Genomic DNA, 16,716 nt, shown 5'->3' on the forward strand with positions numbered 1-16,716 from the left:
TGGCGTCTGTCGAGCTTATGGTCGGCTTGCCTCACTCTGAAGGTCGGCAAGTTCTCCAGCGATAGGTTATGTCTGCGGTGGCAGGCAAATGCCTCGGTGATTGGCCGAAACGCCCTTCGCGTCGTCATTCTAGGGCGGAGCAGGAGCGAAGCTCCGTCGCGAAGACCCTGGAATCCATGCCGTTACGTTCGCCAAGGCGTGCAACGGAGCAAAATTCTGCACCGTGGCGGCGCATCCAAGTCACGGCATGGATTCTATGGTCTGCGCCGCCTCGCTTCGCTCCTTGCTTCGCCATAGAATGACGAGGTTGGGGCGGCTTCAATCCCTGGCGTTTGCGCTGATTTCACGGAAATGAACGAAAAATCTTGCACCAAAACAAGGGCGACCTTTCAAATCCCTGTGTCGAGGAACTAGAACATCTTTCTGTAGACGACGAACCCGGACTTCTCGCCGACCTTGTCGTAGAGCTGCATGGCGGTGTGGTTCGTCTCATGCGTCAGCCAGTAGACGCGGCCCGAACCCGCTTCCCTGGCGCGCTGGTAGACGGCTTCGATCAATGCCCGCCCCACACCCTGGCCGCGCGCGTCCTGTGACGTGAAAAGGTCCTGAAGGTAGCAGTTCGGTGCAATAGCTGTTGTCGAGCGGTGGTAGAGATAGTGGACGAGGCCAAGCAGCTTGCCCTCGCGCTCGGCCACCAGCGCATGCATGGGCTCATAGGCGTCGAAGAAGCGCGACCAGGTCATCTGAGTGATCTCGCCGGCAAGCGCCGTTGGGCCGGAGCGCCCGTAAAACGCGTTATACCCGTCCCAGAGCGGCAGCCACTGCTCGTAATCCTGCCTCGTGACGGGTCGGACGGTAAGTTGACCGGACATAGCGAAACCTTTGTCGTTAAAGCTCGGGCGGAGCAAAGGATCGCCGCCGTTCGCCGGCAATGGGCCAGCCGCACGCAAAGCGTTCAACCTTGTCGGATGCGGGGCGCTGCCTTGACGCTTGCCGGCCCGGCAACTAGGGAAGCGTCATCCTGCGCTTTCCGAGGCCGCCGTGACCATCGAGATCCCCGCCCATATGCATCCCAGCCGCTCTTTCCAGGGGCTGATCCTGACCTTGCACAATTACTGGGCGGACTATGGTTGCCTCATCCTGCAGCCCTACGACATGGAGGTCGGCGCCGGCACCTTCCATCCGGCCACCACCTTGCGCGCGCTTGGCCCGTTGCGCTGGAACGCCGCTTATGTCCAGCCGTCGCGCCGGCCGAAGGACGGTCGCTATGGCGAGAACCCCAACCGCCTGCAGCATTATTACCAGTACCAGGTGATCCTGAAGCCCAATCCGCCGAACCTGCAGGAGCTCTATCTCGGCTCGCTCGCGGCGATAGGCATCGATCCATTGCTGCATGACATCCGCTTCGTCGAAGACGACTGGGAAAGCCCGACGCTGGGCGCCTGGGGGCTCGGCTGGGAGTGCTGGTGCGACGGCATGGAAGTCTCGCAGTTCACCTATTTCCAGCAGGTCTGCGGCATCGAATGCGCGCCCGTGGCGGGCGAGCTGACCTACGGGCTGGAGCGCCTGGCCATGTATGTGCAAGGCGTCGACAATGTCTACGACCTGAACTTCAACGGCCGCGAGGGCGCCGAGAAGGTCACTTACGGCGATGTCTTCCTGCAGGCCGAGCAGGAATATTCGCGCCACAACTTCGAATTCGCCAACACCGCGATGCTGCTCAGGCATTTCGAGGACGCCGAGGCCGAGTGCAAGGCGCTGCTCGATGCCGGCACGCCCAAGCCGAGCGACAATCTGGCGATGCACCGCATGGTCTTCCCGGCCTACGACCAGTGCATCAAGGCAAGCCATGTCTTCAACCTGCTCGACGCGCGCGGCGTGATCTCGGTCACCGAGCGGCAAAGCTACATCCTGCGGGTGCGCAATCTGGCCAAGGCTTGCGGCGAGGCGTTCCTGAAGACGCGGGCTGGCGGGCTGGCTGCTTAGCGAACCGACTGCAGCTTTGGCGCTTGATCCTCCTTTGTTCCCGTGTAGGTTGCAGGAACGTGCTGGGGGGAACAGGCAGCGTGGGCATTCTCAAGAATTTTTCGACAAGTACGAGCTGGGTCGTCAGGCTGCTGTGGATCGGCATCGCCGTCGACGTGATCGCCGTACTTTCAGGTCTGTCGGAGATCTGGCTGCTGAGTGATATCGAAGCCGGCACCTATGATTACGATGTCACCGCCGCGGCCAATTGGAACGACAGCCGGCAGGGGGCGATAGGCATCGTCCAGCTCGTTCTCTATCTCGCGCAGGCGATTGTCATTCTCGGCTGGATCAGACTGGCCAACAAGAACGCCAGGGCGCTTGGCGCCCGTGACATGGAGTTCACCCCCGGCTGGGCGATCGGCTGGTATTTCATCCCTATCGCCAACCTTTGGAAGCCCTATCAGGCGATGTTGGAGATTTGGCGGGCAAGCAGTGGGTCTCCCGACTGGAAATCGGCCGGAACATCCGGAACGCTTCAGGGCTGGTGGGCCGCCTGGCTGGTGGCCAACGCGCTCGGCCGGGTCTCCTTCAGGCTCTCCATTAAAGCGCGGGAAATTCCGGAACTGAAGAACGCCTCGATTGCGACTGCCGTCTCCGATGTCGCCAGCGTTGTGCTGAGCCTGCTTTTCCTGGAAGTCGTGAAGGAGATTTATCGGCGGCAAACCGCCTGGCCCGCCGCCGCTCCCGCAATGCCTCAGGACAGCGCCGGCTTGCCTGAAACAGCATAGGTCACCGCAGCCAGGATATTCTGGCCGCTCGAGCCATCGATCGTGCGCATGGCCTGCCTCACCCCCGGCATCGTGATCACGCCGTGCATCTGGGCGGCGAAGCAGGCGCTGAGCGCCAGGATCTGCAGGGTTCTCGATGCCGTTTTCATCGTCGTTCAGCCAATAGGTCTCTGCCTGAGCGTGTGTCGCTTCAGCGCAGCATTCGGTTCATGGGAAGTTCTGCTCCAAGGACGATCGACCTCGTTGCGTCCCGACAGCGGCTTGAAATTCCGTGAATTCGCTTCAAGAGGCGATCCGCTAGCGGGGTGACAGCGGCCGGCCGAGTTGCTATTTCCCGCCCATTCGTTACGGCGCTGACGCGCCGGCCCTTCCCATCAAGGGGAGGGTGGGAGCCAAATCATGCCTGACCTATTGCTAGAACTTCGCTCGGAAGAGATTCCCGCCCGCATGCAGCGCAAGGCTGCCGGCGACCTCAGGAAGATGCTGACCGACGGTCTGGTCGAGGCGAGCCTGACCTATGAAGCGGCGCGCGAATACTGGACGCCGCGGCGCCTGGCGCTCGACATCCGCGGGCTGACGGCGCGCTCCAAGGACATCCGCGAGGAGATCAAGGGTCCCTCGACCACGGCGCCCGAGCAGGCGGTGCAGGGTTTCCTGCGCAAGGCCGGGCTTTCGTCGATCGCCGAGGCGCATGTCCATTCCGACCCGAAGAAGGGCGACTTCTACGTCGCCCATATCGCGAAGCCGGGCAGGGCGGCCGAGGAGATCATCGCCGAACTGGTGCCGGGCATCATTCGCGCCTTCCCCTGGCCGAAATCGATGCGCTGGGGGCCGGCCTCGGCAAAACCCGGCTCGCTGCGCTGGGTGCGGCCGCTGCAGTCGATCGTCTGCACTTTTGGCCCGGAGACCGAAGAGCCGGTCGTGGTCGATTTCGAGATCGACGGCATCCGCGCCGGCAACGTCACCTATGGCCACCGTTTCCACGCGCCGGGCGCGATCACCGTGCGCCGCTTCGACGACTATGTGTCGAAGCTCGAGGCGGCCAAGGTCGTGCTCGATGCCGACCGCCGCAAGGAGATCATCCTGGCCGATGCCCGCAACATCGCCTTCGCTAACGGCCTCGACCTGGTCGAGGACGAGGGCCTGCTCGAGGAAGTCTCCGGCCTGGTCGAATGGCCGGTCGTGCTGATGGGCGAGTTCGAGCAGGATTTCCTCACCATTCCGGGCGAGGTCATCCGCCTCACCATCCGCGCCAACCAGAAATGCTTCGTCACCCGGCCGCAGGGCGCGGCCGAGGACCTGTCGAACCGCTTCATCCCGGTCGCCAACATCGAGGCGAGCGACGGCGGCAAGGAGATCGCGCGCGGTAACGGCAAGGTGGTGCGCGCGCGCCTGTCCGACGCGCTCTATTTCTGGAAGACCGACCAGGGCGATCTGCCGGACCTCGGCACGCTGCAAGAGTCGGCGGCGAAGTTCGGCCTCGACCTGAAGAAGCCGCTCGACCAGCGCATGGCACGCCTCGATCATCTCAACGTCACCTTCCATGCCAAACTCGGCACGCAAGGTGCGCGTGTGGAGCGCATCAAGCAGCTGGCGCGAGGGCTTGCGCCTGTCGTCGGTGCCGATACCGCATTGGTCGCCCGCGCCGCCGTGCTCGCCAAGGCTGACCTGCAGACCGAGGTGGTTGGCGAGTTCCCCGAACTTCAGGGCGCAATGGGCCGCAAATATGCGCTGCTGCAGGGCGAGCATCCGTCGGTCGCGGCCGCCGCGGAGGAGCACTACAAGCCGCAAGGCCCCTCTGATCGCGTGCCGACCGATCCGGTCTCGGTTGCCGTCGCGCTCGCCGACAAGCTCGACACGCTGACCGGCTTCTGGGCGATCGATGAAAAGCCGACTGGCTCGAAGGATCCGTTCGCCTTGCGGCGAGCCGCGCTTGGCGTGGTCAGGATCCTCATCGAGAACCGGATTCGCCTGGCGCTGACGTCTGTTTTCGCCAAGGCCTTTGCAAACTTCAAAGGCGGCGCGGATCAGTCGTCCGACCTCCTTGCCTTCTTCCACGACCGCCTGAAGGTTTATCTCCGCGACCAGGGCGCCCGGCACGATCTGATCGACGCAGTCATCACGCCGCAGTCCGACGACCTGCTGCAGATCGTGCGCCGCGTCGAGGCGCTCGGTTCCTTGCTCGACACCGACGAGGGCAGGAACCTGCTCGCCGGCACCAAGCGCGCCGCCAACATCCTGGCCGCCGAGGAGAAGAAGAAAACGCTGGTCGCCGAGACCGTTGAGCCGGCGCTGTTCCGCGAGGGAGCGGAAAAGAAGCTCAATGCCGCGGTGAATCAGGCCGAGAAGGAAGCCGGCCAAGCGATTCAAAACGAAGATTTTTCGGCTGCCATGCTGGCGCTTAGCGTGTTGCGCGAACCGGTTGATTCATTCTTTGAGGGCGTTCTCGTGAATGATGAGGACCAGGCCGTGCGCGCCAACCGTCTGGCGCTGCTTGCCCGCATCCGGACCGCCACCGATCAGGTCGCGGATTTTTCAAAAATCGTCGGCTGATAGCGCGAAAATCGCGCCTTCCAACTTGCCCGCATCCGCTAGGATGCGGGCATTCCTCGACAATTCGGCGCACGAAATTTAATGCGCCGCAGCCGGCTTACAGTCATATGACGATGACCTCCGCATGGGACAACCGATGCATGTCGCCCGGAAGTGTGCAGCGGTTCCGGGACCACGACATGCATCAGACAAAAGACGTTCCCCAACCACGGAGGCATGCCATGAATTCCGTTGACGATATCGACCTGATTGAAGAGACCCCGGCCGCCGCCGAGGCCATCGAATCCGCTTCCGAAAACCTGCTCGACCACGCTGCCGCCGCGGCGGTCGAATCCGCCGAGCCATCCGAAGACGATGAGGAAGAAGGCGACGACGAGGAGGCCACTGCCTCGGCCGACGATGAGTCGGACGACGAGGATGAAGATGACGACGAAGACGGCGACGACGAACACGAAGACGCCGACGAAGAAGCCAAAGCCTCGGGCGACGACGAGGATGAAGATGGCGACGACGATGAAGACGACGCCGACGAGTCCGACGATGACGACAAGGAAGAAGCGGCCTGAGCCGTCTCCTCTCGTCTGAAATGAGGGGCGGCGCGTTGTGCGTCGCCCCTTTCGTCAGGCTTGCCCTGTCACTCTTCGAGAAGCTGACCTCGTCAATCTTCCAGGAAGATTGACCCGTCAATCTTCCACTATGCTGACCCGCACGCTGTCCGGATAGACGTCGACCTCGATCAACGGCTCGCCATTGACGATGGCCCGCCTTGTGGCGCTGCTCATGGCGCCGCCACGTTCCAGCATGCGCTGCAGGTCGGCGCGCGAACCATCGCTGCGGAACCAGGAATCGCCCTGGTCGTCGCTGTCGCGTCGGTGGAACTTGTGCCAGTTGGCGCGGTCCTGCCGCACCATCTGCGCCGCGCTGCTCAGCGGATAGCCGTCGCTGGCGCGATGATCGCGATCGGAAATGCGCGCCGTGTAAGAGCCGAGCATGTCGTCGGCCCGCGCCGTGCCCGCGCTCAGCGCTATTGCCGCCATCAACCCGGCAACGGCCATTGCTTTCGAGACAGTCATGAAATCCCCCTTCTTTTTGAAACGCCAACCCATCGTGCCATATCCCGATGACGGAGATCGGACAGGCAATTCCGTTCGGAATTGCGTCCCGACAAACTGCGCCTAGCACATCGAGGTGGTGTGCAGTGTGATCTACATTGCCTTGCCGACGCGCGGCAGCGGCTGCGCATTTGGAGGCTGCGCGTTGGCCGTCGCGGCGGGCTGGTTGCCGGTTTTGCCGTTCGAAGCGGACGCGGTGCCGTTCGCGGGCGTAGCCGTCGAAGTGCCGTTTGCCGGCGCCGTGGCCGCGGGTGTGGTTGTCGGTGTTGCGGGTTTGGCCGACGCGGTCGCCGCCGGCGTCGAGAAGGCGCCGCCGACAATGCCGCCCCGGATGATCATCGGGGCCTGCTGGTGCCTGGACTTCTCGGGAATTGCCGCGACCTTTTCGTCGGTGACGGCGGGCACGGGATCGCCCAGCGCTATCATCGACGGCGTCGAGGCCGCGGACAGCTTGGTTGCCTCGATCGCATTCAGCCTGACGACGGAAGGCGTCGAGGTCGAGGGTCCGACAACGACGATCGACGAAGCCTGTGCCGCGCCGCTCATCGCCAAAAGGCTGATACCGAACGCTCCGAGCAAACGCATCACAAAAACTCCCCAGCCCGCAACCAACTCAAGCCCGCACCTTAGAGCCGGCACATTGAAGCCGGCTTGCGCGGAAACTTAACATTTTAGGGATTGATAAATCGCCAATGCCCGCACTTGCCCGATGCAAGCGGCCGTATTACGGGACCGGCATGTCTAAAGCGCGTCGCGTTGAAACGGATTCAATCGACGCACTTTAGGTTTTGTTTCATGCATGTTGTTGTCCCAAAACCGCTGCACACTTTTGGGCAACATGCATCAGGACTGGTGGCGAATTTGGCTGAGATACTGGCGATCGGCGAGGCTCTGGAGCGGGCTTTGGCGTTGCTCGAAGGCGGCGACGTCGTCGCCATCCCGACCGAGACGGTTTACGGCCTGGCCGGCGATGCCACCAATGGCGTCGCCGTGGCGCGCATTTTCGAGGCCAAGGGCCGGCCGCGCTTCAACCCGCTGATCGCCCATGTCGCCGATCGCGCGATGGCGGACCGCATTGCCGGCTTCGATCCGCTTTCGGCAAGACTGGCCGAAGCCTTCTGGCCCGGACCGCTGACCCTGGTGCTGCCGCGCAGAGCGGACAGCGGCATCCATCCGCTGGTCACGGCGGGGCTGGACACGATCGCGCTGCGCATGCCGCGCGGATTCGGCGGCGAGCTGATCGCGCGGCTCGGCCGGCCGCTCGCCGCCCCCAGCGCCAATTCCTCCGGAAGGATCAGCGGCACCACGGCGGGCGCGGTCGCGGCCGATCTCGGCGACAGGATCAGGCTGGTCGTCGATGGCGGCGCGACGCCTGTCGGCCTGGAATCGACTATTCTCAAGGTCGAGAACGGCAGGCTGCGGCTGCTGCGGCCCGGCGGCATCTCCGCCGAGGAGATCGAGGTGGTGGCTGGCGCGAAGCTATCGCGCGGCGCGAGCGGTATCGAGGCGCCAGGCATGCTTGCCTCGCATTATGCGCCGGGCGCCGCGATGCGGCTCAATGTCGAGGATGTTGCCGAAGGCGAGGCTTTGCTTGCGTTCGGCCGCAACCGCGCCGCGGACTGGGAACGGGCCGTTGCGTTGCGCAATCTCTCCGAAACGGGCGACCTGCGCGAGGCGGCCAGCAACCTCTTCGCCTTCATGCAGGCGCTCGACCGTGCCGGCGCCGCCACCATTGCCGTCGAGCCGATCCCGTTCGAGGGCCTGGGCGAGGCGATCAACGACCGGCTTGCCCGCGCCGCCGCGCCGCGTGACAAGAACGGCTGAGCCTATCTCTTTGTTTTGACGCAATTCCGGACGGAAAACCGTTTCGCACTTTTCCTGGAATTGCTCTAGGGTTTGCATCATGAACGATCAGCCCTTCGATCTCGATCCCGCCGTCATCGACCGCTTCGTGGCCATCGTCGGCGACAAATATGCGCTGCGCGACCAGGCCGATATCGCGCCTTACATCACCGAGCGGCGCGGCCTTTGGCATGGCCGCACATCGCTGGTGTTGAGGCCGGGCAGCGTCGAGGAAGTGAGCCGCATCATGCGTCTTGCGACCGAGACCGGAACGCCGGTCGTGCCGCAGAGCGGCAACACCGGGCTGGTCGGCGCCCAGGTGCCGGACAAATCCGGCCACGACATCGTGCTGTCGCTGTCACGGCTGAACCGCATCCGCGAGATCGATGTCTTGTCGAATACGGTGACCGCCGAGGCCGGCGTGATCCTGCAGACGCTGCAGGAAGCGGCCGACGCCGCCGGCCGGCTGTTTCCGCTGTCTCTCGCGGCCCAAGGCTCCTGCCAGATTGGCGGCAATCTGTCCTCCAATGCCGGCGGCACCGGCGTGCTTGCTTACGGCAATGCGCGCGAGCTCTGCCTCGGCGTCGAAGTCGTGCTGCCGACCGGCGAGGTGTTCGACGACCTTCGCAAATTGAAGAAGGACAACACCGGCTACGATCTGAAAAACCTCTTCGTCGGCGCCGAAGGCACGCTCGGCATCATCACCGCCGCGGTGCTGAAGCTTTTCCCGAAGCCGAAGGGCAGGGAGGTCGCCTTTGCCGGCCTGCCGTCGTCCCCGCAGGACGCGCTTTCGCTATTCACCTTGGCGATGGACCGCGCCGGCGCTTCGCTCACCGCTTTCGAGTTGATCGCCAAGAGGCCCTACGACTTCACGCTCAAGCACGGGCAAGGCATTACCCGGCCGCTGGCCGACGACTGGCCGTGGTATGTGCTGATGCAGGTCTCGTCCGGCCGTTCCGAAGAAGACGGCAAGGCGCTGATCGAGGAGATTCTTTCGGCCGGCCTGGAGCAGGGCATCGTCGGCGATGCGGTGGTGTCGGCAAGCCTTGCCCAGGGCGACGCCTTCTGGAATTTCCGCGAGACGCTGCCCGAATGCCAGAAGCCGGAGGGCGCCTCGATCAAGCACGACATCTCGGTGCCGATCGCCTCGATCCCGGAGTTCATCGAAAAGGCGGCCGGCGTGGTGGAGGGGGTCTGCCCCGGCGCGCGCGTGGTCTGCTTCGGCCACATGGGCGACGGCAATCTGCACTACAACATCTCGCGTCCCGTGGACTGGCAGGACGAGGCGTTCCTCGACCTCTACCACCCCATGAACAAGGCGGTGCACGACGTCGTGCGCTCTTTCCATGGCTCGATCTCGGCCGAGCACGGCATCGGTCAATTGAAGCGCGACGAACTGATCGCCACGGCGCCGCCGATGGCGATCGATTTGATGCGCCGGGTGAAGGCTGCCTTCGATCCGGCCGGCATCATGAATCCCGGTAAGGTTATCTGATCCTTCCCATATCTGGTGGCCGGTCGCATTCCGATAACCATCCCTGAGATCAGCAAAATTTAACCGACTTTCTTAAGCGCGCCGGTAAGAAGCGAGCGCTAATGTTTCTTCCCATAACGAGGCCGGAAAAACCGGCCCTGAGAGAACCGGAAAAACGGCCCTCAGGAATAACAGGGAAGACATCGATGAACACTGGACTGAAGCCAGTCTGGGCCGGGCGCAACATGCGTCTCGACCCGTTTCGCCTGCCGCAGATGGTGAGCTATGCCACCCGCGACGACTATGGCGATGTGACCTTCACCATCGACCAGCGCGGCGCCGTCATCCGCCGCATGCTGGAGATGAGCGGCGTGCCGGCGATCATCGCGCTGCCCCCCAATGCGTTCCGCGGCGTCGCCGCGCGCGCCATGGAGGATCCGGACGGCAACGTCACGGTGACGCTGGAACTGCTGCACAATGATCCGATGCTGTCGGTGCCGCTTCTGGTCGCCGACGACCTCGACGACGTCGCCGCCGACTGGCGCGCCTGGGCCGATGCCTATCGCCTGCCGATGCTGCTGATCGAGGCCGACGGCATTGCCCGCACACTGGAAGAATCGCTCGGCGCCGCCATCAAGGCGCTGCCGCCGCAGGAGCGCCGCAAGGGCCGCGTCTCCAACATGCGCCGCCCGCGCTTCCTTGCCCGCCGCAAGGCCGGCAATCTGGGCCTCAGGCTCGTCATCGACGGCCAGGAGATTATCGCGCGGGAGTAGCGCGGCTTTCCTTCTCCCCTTGCGGGAGAAGGTGGATCGGCGCGTAGCGCCGAGACGGATGAGGGGTGTTCCAGCGGAGTGAGACGTTGGCTTTCCCTGGAGCACCCCTCATCCGTCGCCTTCGGCGACACCTTCTCCCACAGGGGGAGAAGGGAAGGCGCCCCGCTACACCAGCGGCTTCAGCCATATCCACACCGACCCGCCGATCAGGCCGAGGAAGATCAGCCAGCCGACCTGGTTGTTCGACTTGAACAGTTTCAGGCATTGATCCGGATTGTTGATGTCGAGCCGGATGATCTGGCGCGCCATATGCGCGCCGGCGGCGATCAGCCCGGCGAGCGACACCACGGGCACCTGCGCCGAAGCGAAGGCGATGGCGAAGCAGATGAGCGCGCCGCCATAGAGTCCGGTGAGCCAGGTCTTGGTGTTGTCGCCGAACAGCCGCGCCGTCGAGCGCACGCCGACGATCGCGTCGTCTTCCTTGTCCTGATGCGCATAGATCGTGTCGTAGCCGATCACCCACAGGATCGAGCCGATATAGAGCATGATGGCCGGGTCATCGATGTCGCCGAACTCGACCGCCCAGCCCATCAGCGCGCCCCAGGAGAAGGCAAGCCCCAGCACGAATTGCGGCCAGTTGGTGATGCGCTTCATGAAGGGATAGACGGCCACGATCGCCAGCGAGGCGATGCCGAGCGGAATGGCGAAGCTGTTGAACTGCAACAGCACGGCAAGCCCGATGAGCGCCTGGATGATGACGAAGGTCCAGGCCTGGCGGCGCGTCACCTTGCCGGCGGGCAGCGGCCGCGAGCGGGTGCGCTCGACCTGGTTGTCGATGTCCTCGTCGGCGAGGTCGTTGTAGGTGCAGCCGGCGCCGCGCATGGCCACCGCGCCGATGAAGAACAGCAGCAGGTACCAGGGCGCCGGAAGCAGCGTCAGCAGCGGATCGGTCGAACGCGGATAGGCGCCCGCGGCAAGTGCCGCCGACCACCAGCAGGGCCAGAGCAGCAATTGCCAGCCGATCGGCCGGTCCCAGCGCGCGAGCTGCGCGTAGGGCCAGAGCCAGCGCGGCAACACCCGATAGACCCAATGGCCGCTCGGCGCGTCGGCGACACGGCCCTGGATCGCTTTCGACTGGACGGGTTCCATCACGCTGGAGTGGCAGCAGCAAGGGGCGCCGTCAAGCGGACGCAGTGTCGCTTAAGCAGTGAAAACATCGTGACTGGCAAACCATGCCTTGGCGATATCGATGAAGGCCATGGCCGCCTTCGACAGGCGTTGGCGCGTGTCGTGGGTCAGGATGATGCGCTGCATCGGCAGCGGATCCGAGAGCGGTTTGCAGACCAGCGGCAGGCCGTCATAGCTGCGGTCGCCATAGGGCCTTGTATAGCTGACCGCGACGCCGAAGCCGTTGGCCACCATGGAGCGCTGCAATTCGAACGAGCTCGTCGTCGCCCGGGCGATCGGCGACAGGCCTCGGCTCAGGAAAAGATCCAGCATGTGCTGCCAGCTATGCGGCTGGTCGGTGGTGATCAGCGGATGCTCAGCAAGCTCCGCCAGGCTGACGGCGTGCTTGTCCGCCAGCGCATGGCCGGCCGGCAGAAGCGCGTGCGGCCCCAACTCGTGCAGCAGAATGCGCTTGAAATGGCCTGGAAGGCCGAGATCGTAGGTGAGGCCGAGGTCGACGGCGCTGTCGGCCAGGCGCCGCCCCAGCGTGTCGAAGGTCTCGTCGCCGATGACGACCGTGACGGCCGGGCAGCGCTCGGCGAAGGCGCGCATCAGCGCCGGCGCGAAATAGGGCGCCAGGTCCTCGAAGCAGCCGAGCACCAGCTCGCCGCCGATATCGGCGTCGCGTGATCCGAGCGCGGCGAGCTCATCCGCCTCGCCAAGCACCTGCCTTGCCTTGGCGACGGCCCTGCGGCCGAAGGATGTCAGCGCAACGCCGCTTCCCCGCTGGCGCACGAACAGCTTCTGGCCAAGCGCATCCTCGACATTGTCGATCGCCACCGAGATCGACGGCTGCGACACATTGAGCGCCGAGGCGGCGGCGGTCACGCTGCCATAGCGGGCCACGGCAACGACATAGCGCAACTGGGTGAGCGTCAGTCTCATAGGCAAAAACTATAAACTAGATGACAAGTTATTATTTTACGCGATGTCTGGCGCTTGCGATAGTCGGGCCACCGAACCGCGAGCAATTCCAGGAAAAGTGTGCAGCGGTTTTCCGTCCGGAATTGCGTCAAACAAAGAGAGACAGAGCGCCATGGCCAGCCCAAAGATCGATGCTTCGACGATTGCCGATTACCAGCGCGACGGCGCTGTCTGCATCCGCGGCGCCTTCAAGGACTGGGTCGATGTCATCGCCGACGGCATCGAACGCAACATTGAGAACCGCAGCGCCACCGCCTCCGACATCGCCGGCGGCAAGGGCAGCTTCTTCGACGATTACTGCAACTGGGAGCGCATCCCGGAATTCGTCAGGATCGTGCGCGAATCGCCGGCCGCCGAGCTCGCCGCCGCCGTCATGCAGTCGCGCAGCGCCCAGTTCTTCCACGACCACGTCCTGGTCAAGGAGCCCGGCACGCAGAAGCCGACGCCGTGGCACCAGGACATTCCCTATTACTTCGTCGACGGCAGCCAGACGGTGAGCTTCTGGATTCCGATCGACCCGGTGAAGGAGGCGACGCTTCGGCTGATCGCCGGCTCGCACAAATGGGAAAAGATGGTGCTGCCGGTGCGCTGGCTGAACGACGACAATTTCTATGCCGGCGAGGGCGATTACCTGCCGGTGCCCGATCCCGACAACGACCCCTCGATGAAGGTGCTCGAATGGGAGATGGAGCCGGGCGACGCCATCCTGTTCGATTTCCGCACCGCCCACGGGGCGCGCGGCAACATGACGTCGGCGCGGCGCCGGGCGCTGTCGCTGCGCTGGGTCGGCGACGACGCGCATTACGTCGAACGTCCCGGCCGCACCTCGCCGCCCTATCCGGGCCACGACATGAAGCCCGGCCAGAAACTGCGCGAGGACTGGTTTCCGGTCGTCTACCAGAGCTGAGTCGCTTTTTCAGACCAGGGTGGTCCCCAGGCACAGGATTTCGACCGGTCGGCTATGTGCACTGGCAGGCGGCATGCCTTGGAGATTGGCTGAAGCCTCCCAACCTCGTCATCCACGGGCGGAGCAAGGAGCGAAGCGACGCGCGCAGACCCGAGGATCCATGCCGTGACGCCGAGGCGTCGCAACGGTCCAGAATTCTGCGCCGTTTGCATCCTTCGGCTAAGGTAACGGCATGGATTCTAGGGTCTGCGCGCGTCGCTTCGCTCCTTGCTCCGCCCTAGAATGACGAGGTCGAGGAGGCTTCAGCTAATCTCCCTGGAATTGCTCTGGGCTAGCCGAACCGGGACTTATCTTATCCATCTTGATGAGGCCCATCTTCCCGTGCGCAATTGCCGCCAAAATGCCAAGACGCCTTGACCCGCCGCCCGCGGACCAATAGCGGGTTCAGGGAGACGATCAGCAAGAGGTGGCCATGAACGTTCTTCTTCTCGGCTCGGGCGGCCGCGAGCATGCGCTTGCCTGGAAGCTCTCCGCCTCGCCGCTGCTGACGAAGCTTTATGCCTCGCCCGGTAATCTGGGCATCGGCCGTGTCGCCGAGCTGGTGAAGCTCGACGTCGCCGACCATTCCGCCGTCGCCGCCTTCTGCCAGGAAAAGAAGATCGACCTCGTCGTGGTCGGCCCGGAAGGCCCGCTGGTCGCCGGCATCGCCGACGATCTGCGCGCCTGGGGCATCCGCGTCTTCGGCCCCTCCAAGGCGGCGGCCCGGCTCGAAGGCTCGAAGGGTTTCACCAAGGATCTTTGCGCCAAATTCAACATTCCGACCGCCGCCTATGGCCGCTTCGGCGACCTCGCCTCGGCCAAGGCCTATGTCGAACAGACCGGCGCGCCGATCGTCATCAAGGCCGATGGGCTTGCCGCCGGCAAGGGCGTCACCATCGCCATGACGCTGGACGAGGCGAACGCCGCGCTCGAAGCCTGTTTCGAAGGCGCTTTCGGCGCGGCCGGCGCCGAGGTCGTCGTCGAGGAATATCTGACCGGCGAGGAGGCGAGCTTCTTCTGCCTGTGCGACGGCGCGACCGCGCTGCCCTTCGGCACGGCGCAGGACCACAAGCGCGTCGGCGACGGGGATACCGGACCGAACACCGGCGGGATGGGCGCCTATTCGCCGGCGCCGGTGATGACGCCGGAAATGACCGAGCGCACCATGCGCGAGATCGTCGAGCCGACCATGCGCGGCATGGCCAATATCGGCGCGCCTTTCGCCGGCATCCTCTTCGCCGGCCTGATGATCACCGAGAGCGGGCCTAAGCTGATCGAATACAACACCCGCTTCGGCGACCCCGAATGCCAGGTGCTGATGATGCGGCTGAAGGATGACCTGCTCGTCCTGCTCAACGCCGCCGTCGACGGCCAGCTTGCGCATATGTCGATCCGCTGGAGCGACGAGACGGCGTTGACCGTGGTGATGGCGGCCAGGGGCTATCCCGGCACGCCGGAAAAGGGCTCGGTCATCCGCGGCCTCGAGGAGGCGGAAGGCGGGGGCGTCCAGGTCTTCCATGCCGGCACCGCCATCAATGGCGGCGCGCTGGTCGCCAATGGCGGCCGCGTGCTCAACGTCACGGCGCTGGGCAAGACCGTCGGCGAGGCGCAGCAAAAGGCCTATGCGGCGATCGACCTTATCGACTGGCCGCAGGGCTTTTACCGCCACGACATCGGCTGGCGCGCCGTCGAGCGCGAGAAGGGCGGCGATGCCTGACCCTTCAGGCCGCCTGGGTCTTTCTGCCTGTCCGCGCCCAGGCCGGCAACCAGTCGCCATGCGCTGCCAACAGGTCGTCGACCAATGACCAGATCTGGTCGAGGTCGAGCTCGGCCGCCGTGTGCGGGTCCATCATCGCGGCGTGATAGATGTGCTCGCGGTTCTCGCTCATCAGCGCTCGCACCGTCAGCTCCTGCACGTTGATGTTGGTGCGGATCAGCGCCGTCAGTTGCGGCGGCAGGTCGCCAATGTAAGTGGGCTGGATGCCGGAAGCGTCGACCAGGCATGGCACTTCGGCCGCGCAATCGGAAGGCAGCGATGTGATGCAGCCATTGTTGCGGACATTGCCGTAGATCACCGACGGCTCGCCGGTCCACACCGAATTCATGATCGAGGATGCATATTCCTTCGACTGCTCGACCTCGATCCGGTCGGCCGAGCGATAGGCTTCGGCCTGGCCTTTCCAGCGCTCGATCTGCTCGATGCAGCGTTTCGGATATTCGTCGAGCGGGATGCCGTATTTCTCGATCAGGTCGCCGCGCCCGTCCTTGATGAAATAGGGCGTGTATTCGGCGAAATGCTCCGAGCTCTCGGTGACGAAATAGCCGAGCCGGGTCAGCATCTCGTAGCGCACCTTGTTCGGGCAGCGCGGGTTCCAGCCGGGCTTCGGCGCACGGCCTTCGCGATAGGCGCGCACCAGATCGGGATAGAGGTCGCGATAGGTGCCGTCCGGCTGGCGATGCTCGAACTTGAGATAAAAGGCCATGTGGTTGATGCCCGCCGAGCGGTAGCGGATCTCCTCGTAGGGAAGGTCGAGGTCGTGCGCCAACTCCATCGCCGTGCCTTGCACCGAGTGGCAGAGCCCGACCTGCTTGATCGTGGGATATTTCTCGGCGATCGCCCAGGTGTTGATCGCCATCGGGTTCACATATTGCAGCATGATCGCTTCGGGGCAGACGGCGAGCATGTCCTCGCAGATATTCCACAGATGCGGCACGGTTCGTAAGCCCCGCATGATGCCGCCGACGCCTAGCGTGTCGGCGATCGTCTGGCGCAGGCCGTATTTCTTAGGCACCTCGAAGTCGGTGACGGTGCAGGGCTCATAGCCGCCGATCTGGAAGGCGACGACGACGAAGTCGGCGCCTTTCAATGCCTTGCGCTGGTCGGAATAGGTCTCGGCCTTGGCCTTGACGCCCAGCGTCGCGATCAGCTTGTTGACGACGACGGCGCTTTCTTCCAGCCGCTGCGGATTGATGTCCATCAGCGCGATCGTCGCGCCCGACAGCGCCGGACGCTGCAGCACGTCGCCGACGATGTTCTTCATGAACACCGTCGAGCCGGCGCCGATGAACGTGATCCTGGGATTCCTTGCCACTGTAAGCCTCCGGCACT

16 protein-coding genes are annotated in these 16,716 nt (G+C 64.1%); 9 read left to right on the top strand and 7 right to left on the bottom strand.

Annotated elements, in window-relative coordinates; translation table 11 throughout:
* Positions 1-410: 410 nt before the first annotated feature.
* On the bottom strand, positions 411-872 hold the full coding sequence (locus tag RFM52_RS06680) for a GNAT family N-acetyltransferase (RefSeq protein ID WP_320294710.1): 462 nt from the start codon (positions 870-872) through the stop codon (positions 411-413).
* A gap of 193 nt (positions 873-1,065) precedes the next feature.
* Here RFM52_RS06680 and RFM52_RS06685 point away from each other — a divergent pair, with 193 nt between their 5' ends.
* A complete protein-coding gene (locus RFM52_RS06685; RefSeq protein WP_320295032.1) occupies positions 1,066-1,986 on the top strand; it encodes a glycine--tRNA ligase subunit alpha in 921 nt (306 codons plus the stop codon).
* Between the two features lie 80 nt (positions 1,987-2,066).
* On the top strand, positions 2,067-2,756 hold the full coding sequence (locus RFM52_RS06690) for a DUF4328 domain-containing protein (RefSeq protein WP_320294711.1): 690 nt from the start codon (positions 2,067-2,069) through the stop codon (positions 2,754-2,756).
* On the opposite strand, the gene RFM52_RS06695 is transcribed toward RFM52_RS06690, so the two are convergent.
* Positions 2,723-2,905, bottom strand: coding sequence for a hypothetical protein (locus RFM52_RS06695; RefSeq protein ID WP_320294712.1), 183 nt, complete (start codon positions 2,903-2,905; stop codon positions 2,723-2,725). The two genes, RFM52_RS06690 and RFM52_RS06695, sit on opposite strands and share 34 nt — an antisense overlap.
* Before the next feature lie 250 nt (positions 2,906-3,155).
* On the opposite strand from RFM52_RS06695, the gene glyS reads away from it, so the two are divergent.
* Entirely contained in the window at positions 3,156-5,309 is a 2,154-nt protein-coding gene (gene glyS / locus RFM52_RS06700; RefSeq protein WP_320294713.1) for a glycine--tRNA ligase subunit beta, read from the top strand.
* Between the two features lie 221 nt (positions 5,310-5,530).
* Complete coding sequence (locus tag RFM52_RS06705; protein WP_320294714.1) at positions 5,531-5,875, top strand: ATPase; 345 nt, start codon at positions 5,531-5,533, stop codon at positions 5,873-5,875.
* A gap of 117 nt (positions 5,876-5,992) precedes the next feature.
* Here RFM52_RS06705 and RFM52_RS06710 read toward each other — a convergent pair whose 3' ends face one another.
* A complete protein-coding gene (locus tag RFM52_RS06710; protein ID WP_320294715.1) occupies positions 5,993-6,382 on the bottom strand; it encodes a hypothetical protein in 390 nt (129 codons plus the stop codon).
* 132 nt (positions 6,383-6,514) lie between these two features.
* Positions 6,515-7,006, bottom strand: coding sequence for a hypothetical protein (locus RFM52_RS06715; protein ID WP_320294716.1), 492 nt, complete (start codon positions 7,004-7,006; stop codon positions 6,515-6,517).
* Positions 7,007-7,282: 276 nt separating this feature from the next.
* Between RFM52_RS06715 and RFM52_RS06720 the strand changes: the two genes are divergently transcribed.
* The 3 genes from RFM52_RS06720 (at position 7,283) to RFM52_RS06730 (ending at position 10,510) form a co-directional block, all read left to right on the top strand.
* Complete coding sequence (locus RFM52_RS06720) at positions 7,283-8,245, top strand: L-threonylcarbamoyladenylate synthase (protein WP_320294717.1); 963 nt, start codon at positions 7,283-7,285, stop codon at positions 8,243-8,245.
* A gap of 79 nt (positions 8,246-8,324) precedes the next feature.
* Positions 8,325-9,758 carry an FAD-binding oxidoreductase gene (locus RFM52_RS06725; protein ID WP_320294718.1) on the top strand — a complete coding sequence of 478 codons (1,434 nt, stop codon included), beginning with the start codon at positions 8,325-8,327 and terminating at the stop codon, positions 9,756-9,758.
* 185 nt (positions 9,759-9,943) lie between these two features.
* Positions 9,944-10,510, top strand: coding sequence for a DUF6101 family protein (locus tag RFM52_RS06730; protein WP_320211926.1), 567 nt, complete (start codon positions 9,944-9,946; stop codon positions 10,508-10,510).
* 165 nt (positions 10,511-10,675) lie between these two features.
* Here RFM52_RS06730 and ubiA read toward each other — a convergent pair whose 3' ends face one another.
* Together ubiA and RFM52_RS06740 are read right to left on the bottom strand one after the other, a co-directional pair.
* Complete coding sequence (gene ubiA / locus RFM52_RS06735; protein WP_320295033.1) at positions 10,676-11,659, bottom strand: 4-hydroxybenzoate octaprenyltransferase; 984 nt, start codon at positions 11,657-11,659, stop codon at positions 10,676-10,678.
* 51 nt (positions 11,660-11,710) lie between these two features.
* Positions 11,711-12,622, bottom strand: a complete 912-nt coding sequence (locus RFM52_RS06740; RefSeq protein WP_320294719.1) for a LysR family transcriptional regulator — start codon at positions 12,620-12,622, stop codon at positions 11,711-11,713.
* A 151-nt stretch (positions 12,623-12,773) separates the two neighbouring features.
* On the opposite strand from RFM52_RS06740, the gene RFM52_RS06745 reads away from it, so the two are divergent.
* Together RFM52_RS06745 and purD are read left to right on the top strand one after the other, a co-directional pair.
* Complete coding sequence (locus RFM52_RS06745; protein WP_320294720.1) at positions 12,774-13,568, top strand: phytanoyl-CoA dioxygenase family protein; 795 nt, start codon at positions 12,774-12,776, stop codon at positions 13,566-13,568.
* 472 nt (positions 13,569-14,040) lie between these two features.
* On the top strand, positions 14,041-15,324 hold the full coding sequence (gene purD / locus RFM52_RS06750) for a phosphoribosylamine--glycine ligase (RefSeq protein WP_320294721.1): 1,284 nt from the start codon (positions 14,041-14,043) through the stop codon (positions 15,322-15,324).
* Positions 15,325-15,328: 4 nt separating this feature from the next.
* On the opposite strand, the gene melA is transcribed toward purD, so the two are convergent.
* On the bottom strand, positions 15,329-16,699 hold the full coding sequence (gene melA, locus RFM52_RS06755) for an alpha-glucosidase/alpha-galactosidase (RefSeq protein WP_320294722.1): 1,371 nt from the start codon (positions 16,697-16,699) through the stop codon (positions 15,329-15,331).
* Positions 16,700-16,716: the final 17 nt, after the last annotated feature.

Origin of the sequence: Mesorhizobium humile, from assembly GCF_033977215.1 — a bacterium.
Taxonomy (GTDB): Bacteria; Pseudomonadota; Alphaproteobacteria; order Rhizobiales; family Rhizobiaceae; genus Mesorhizobium; species Mesorhizobium humile.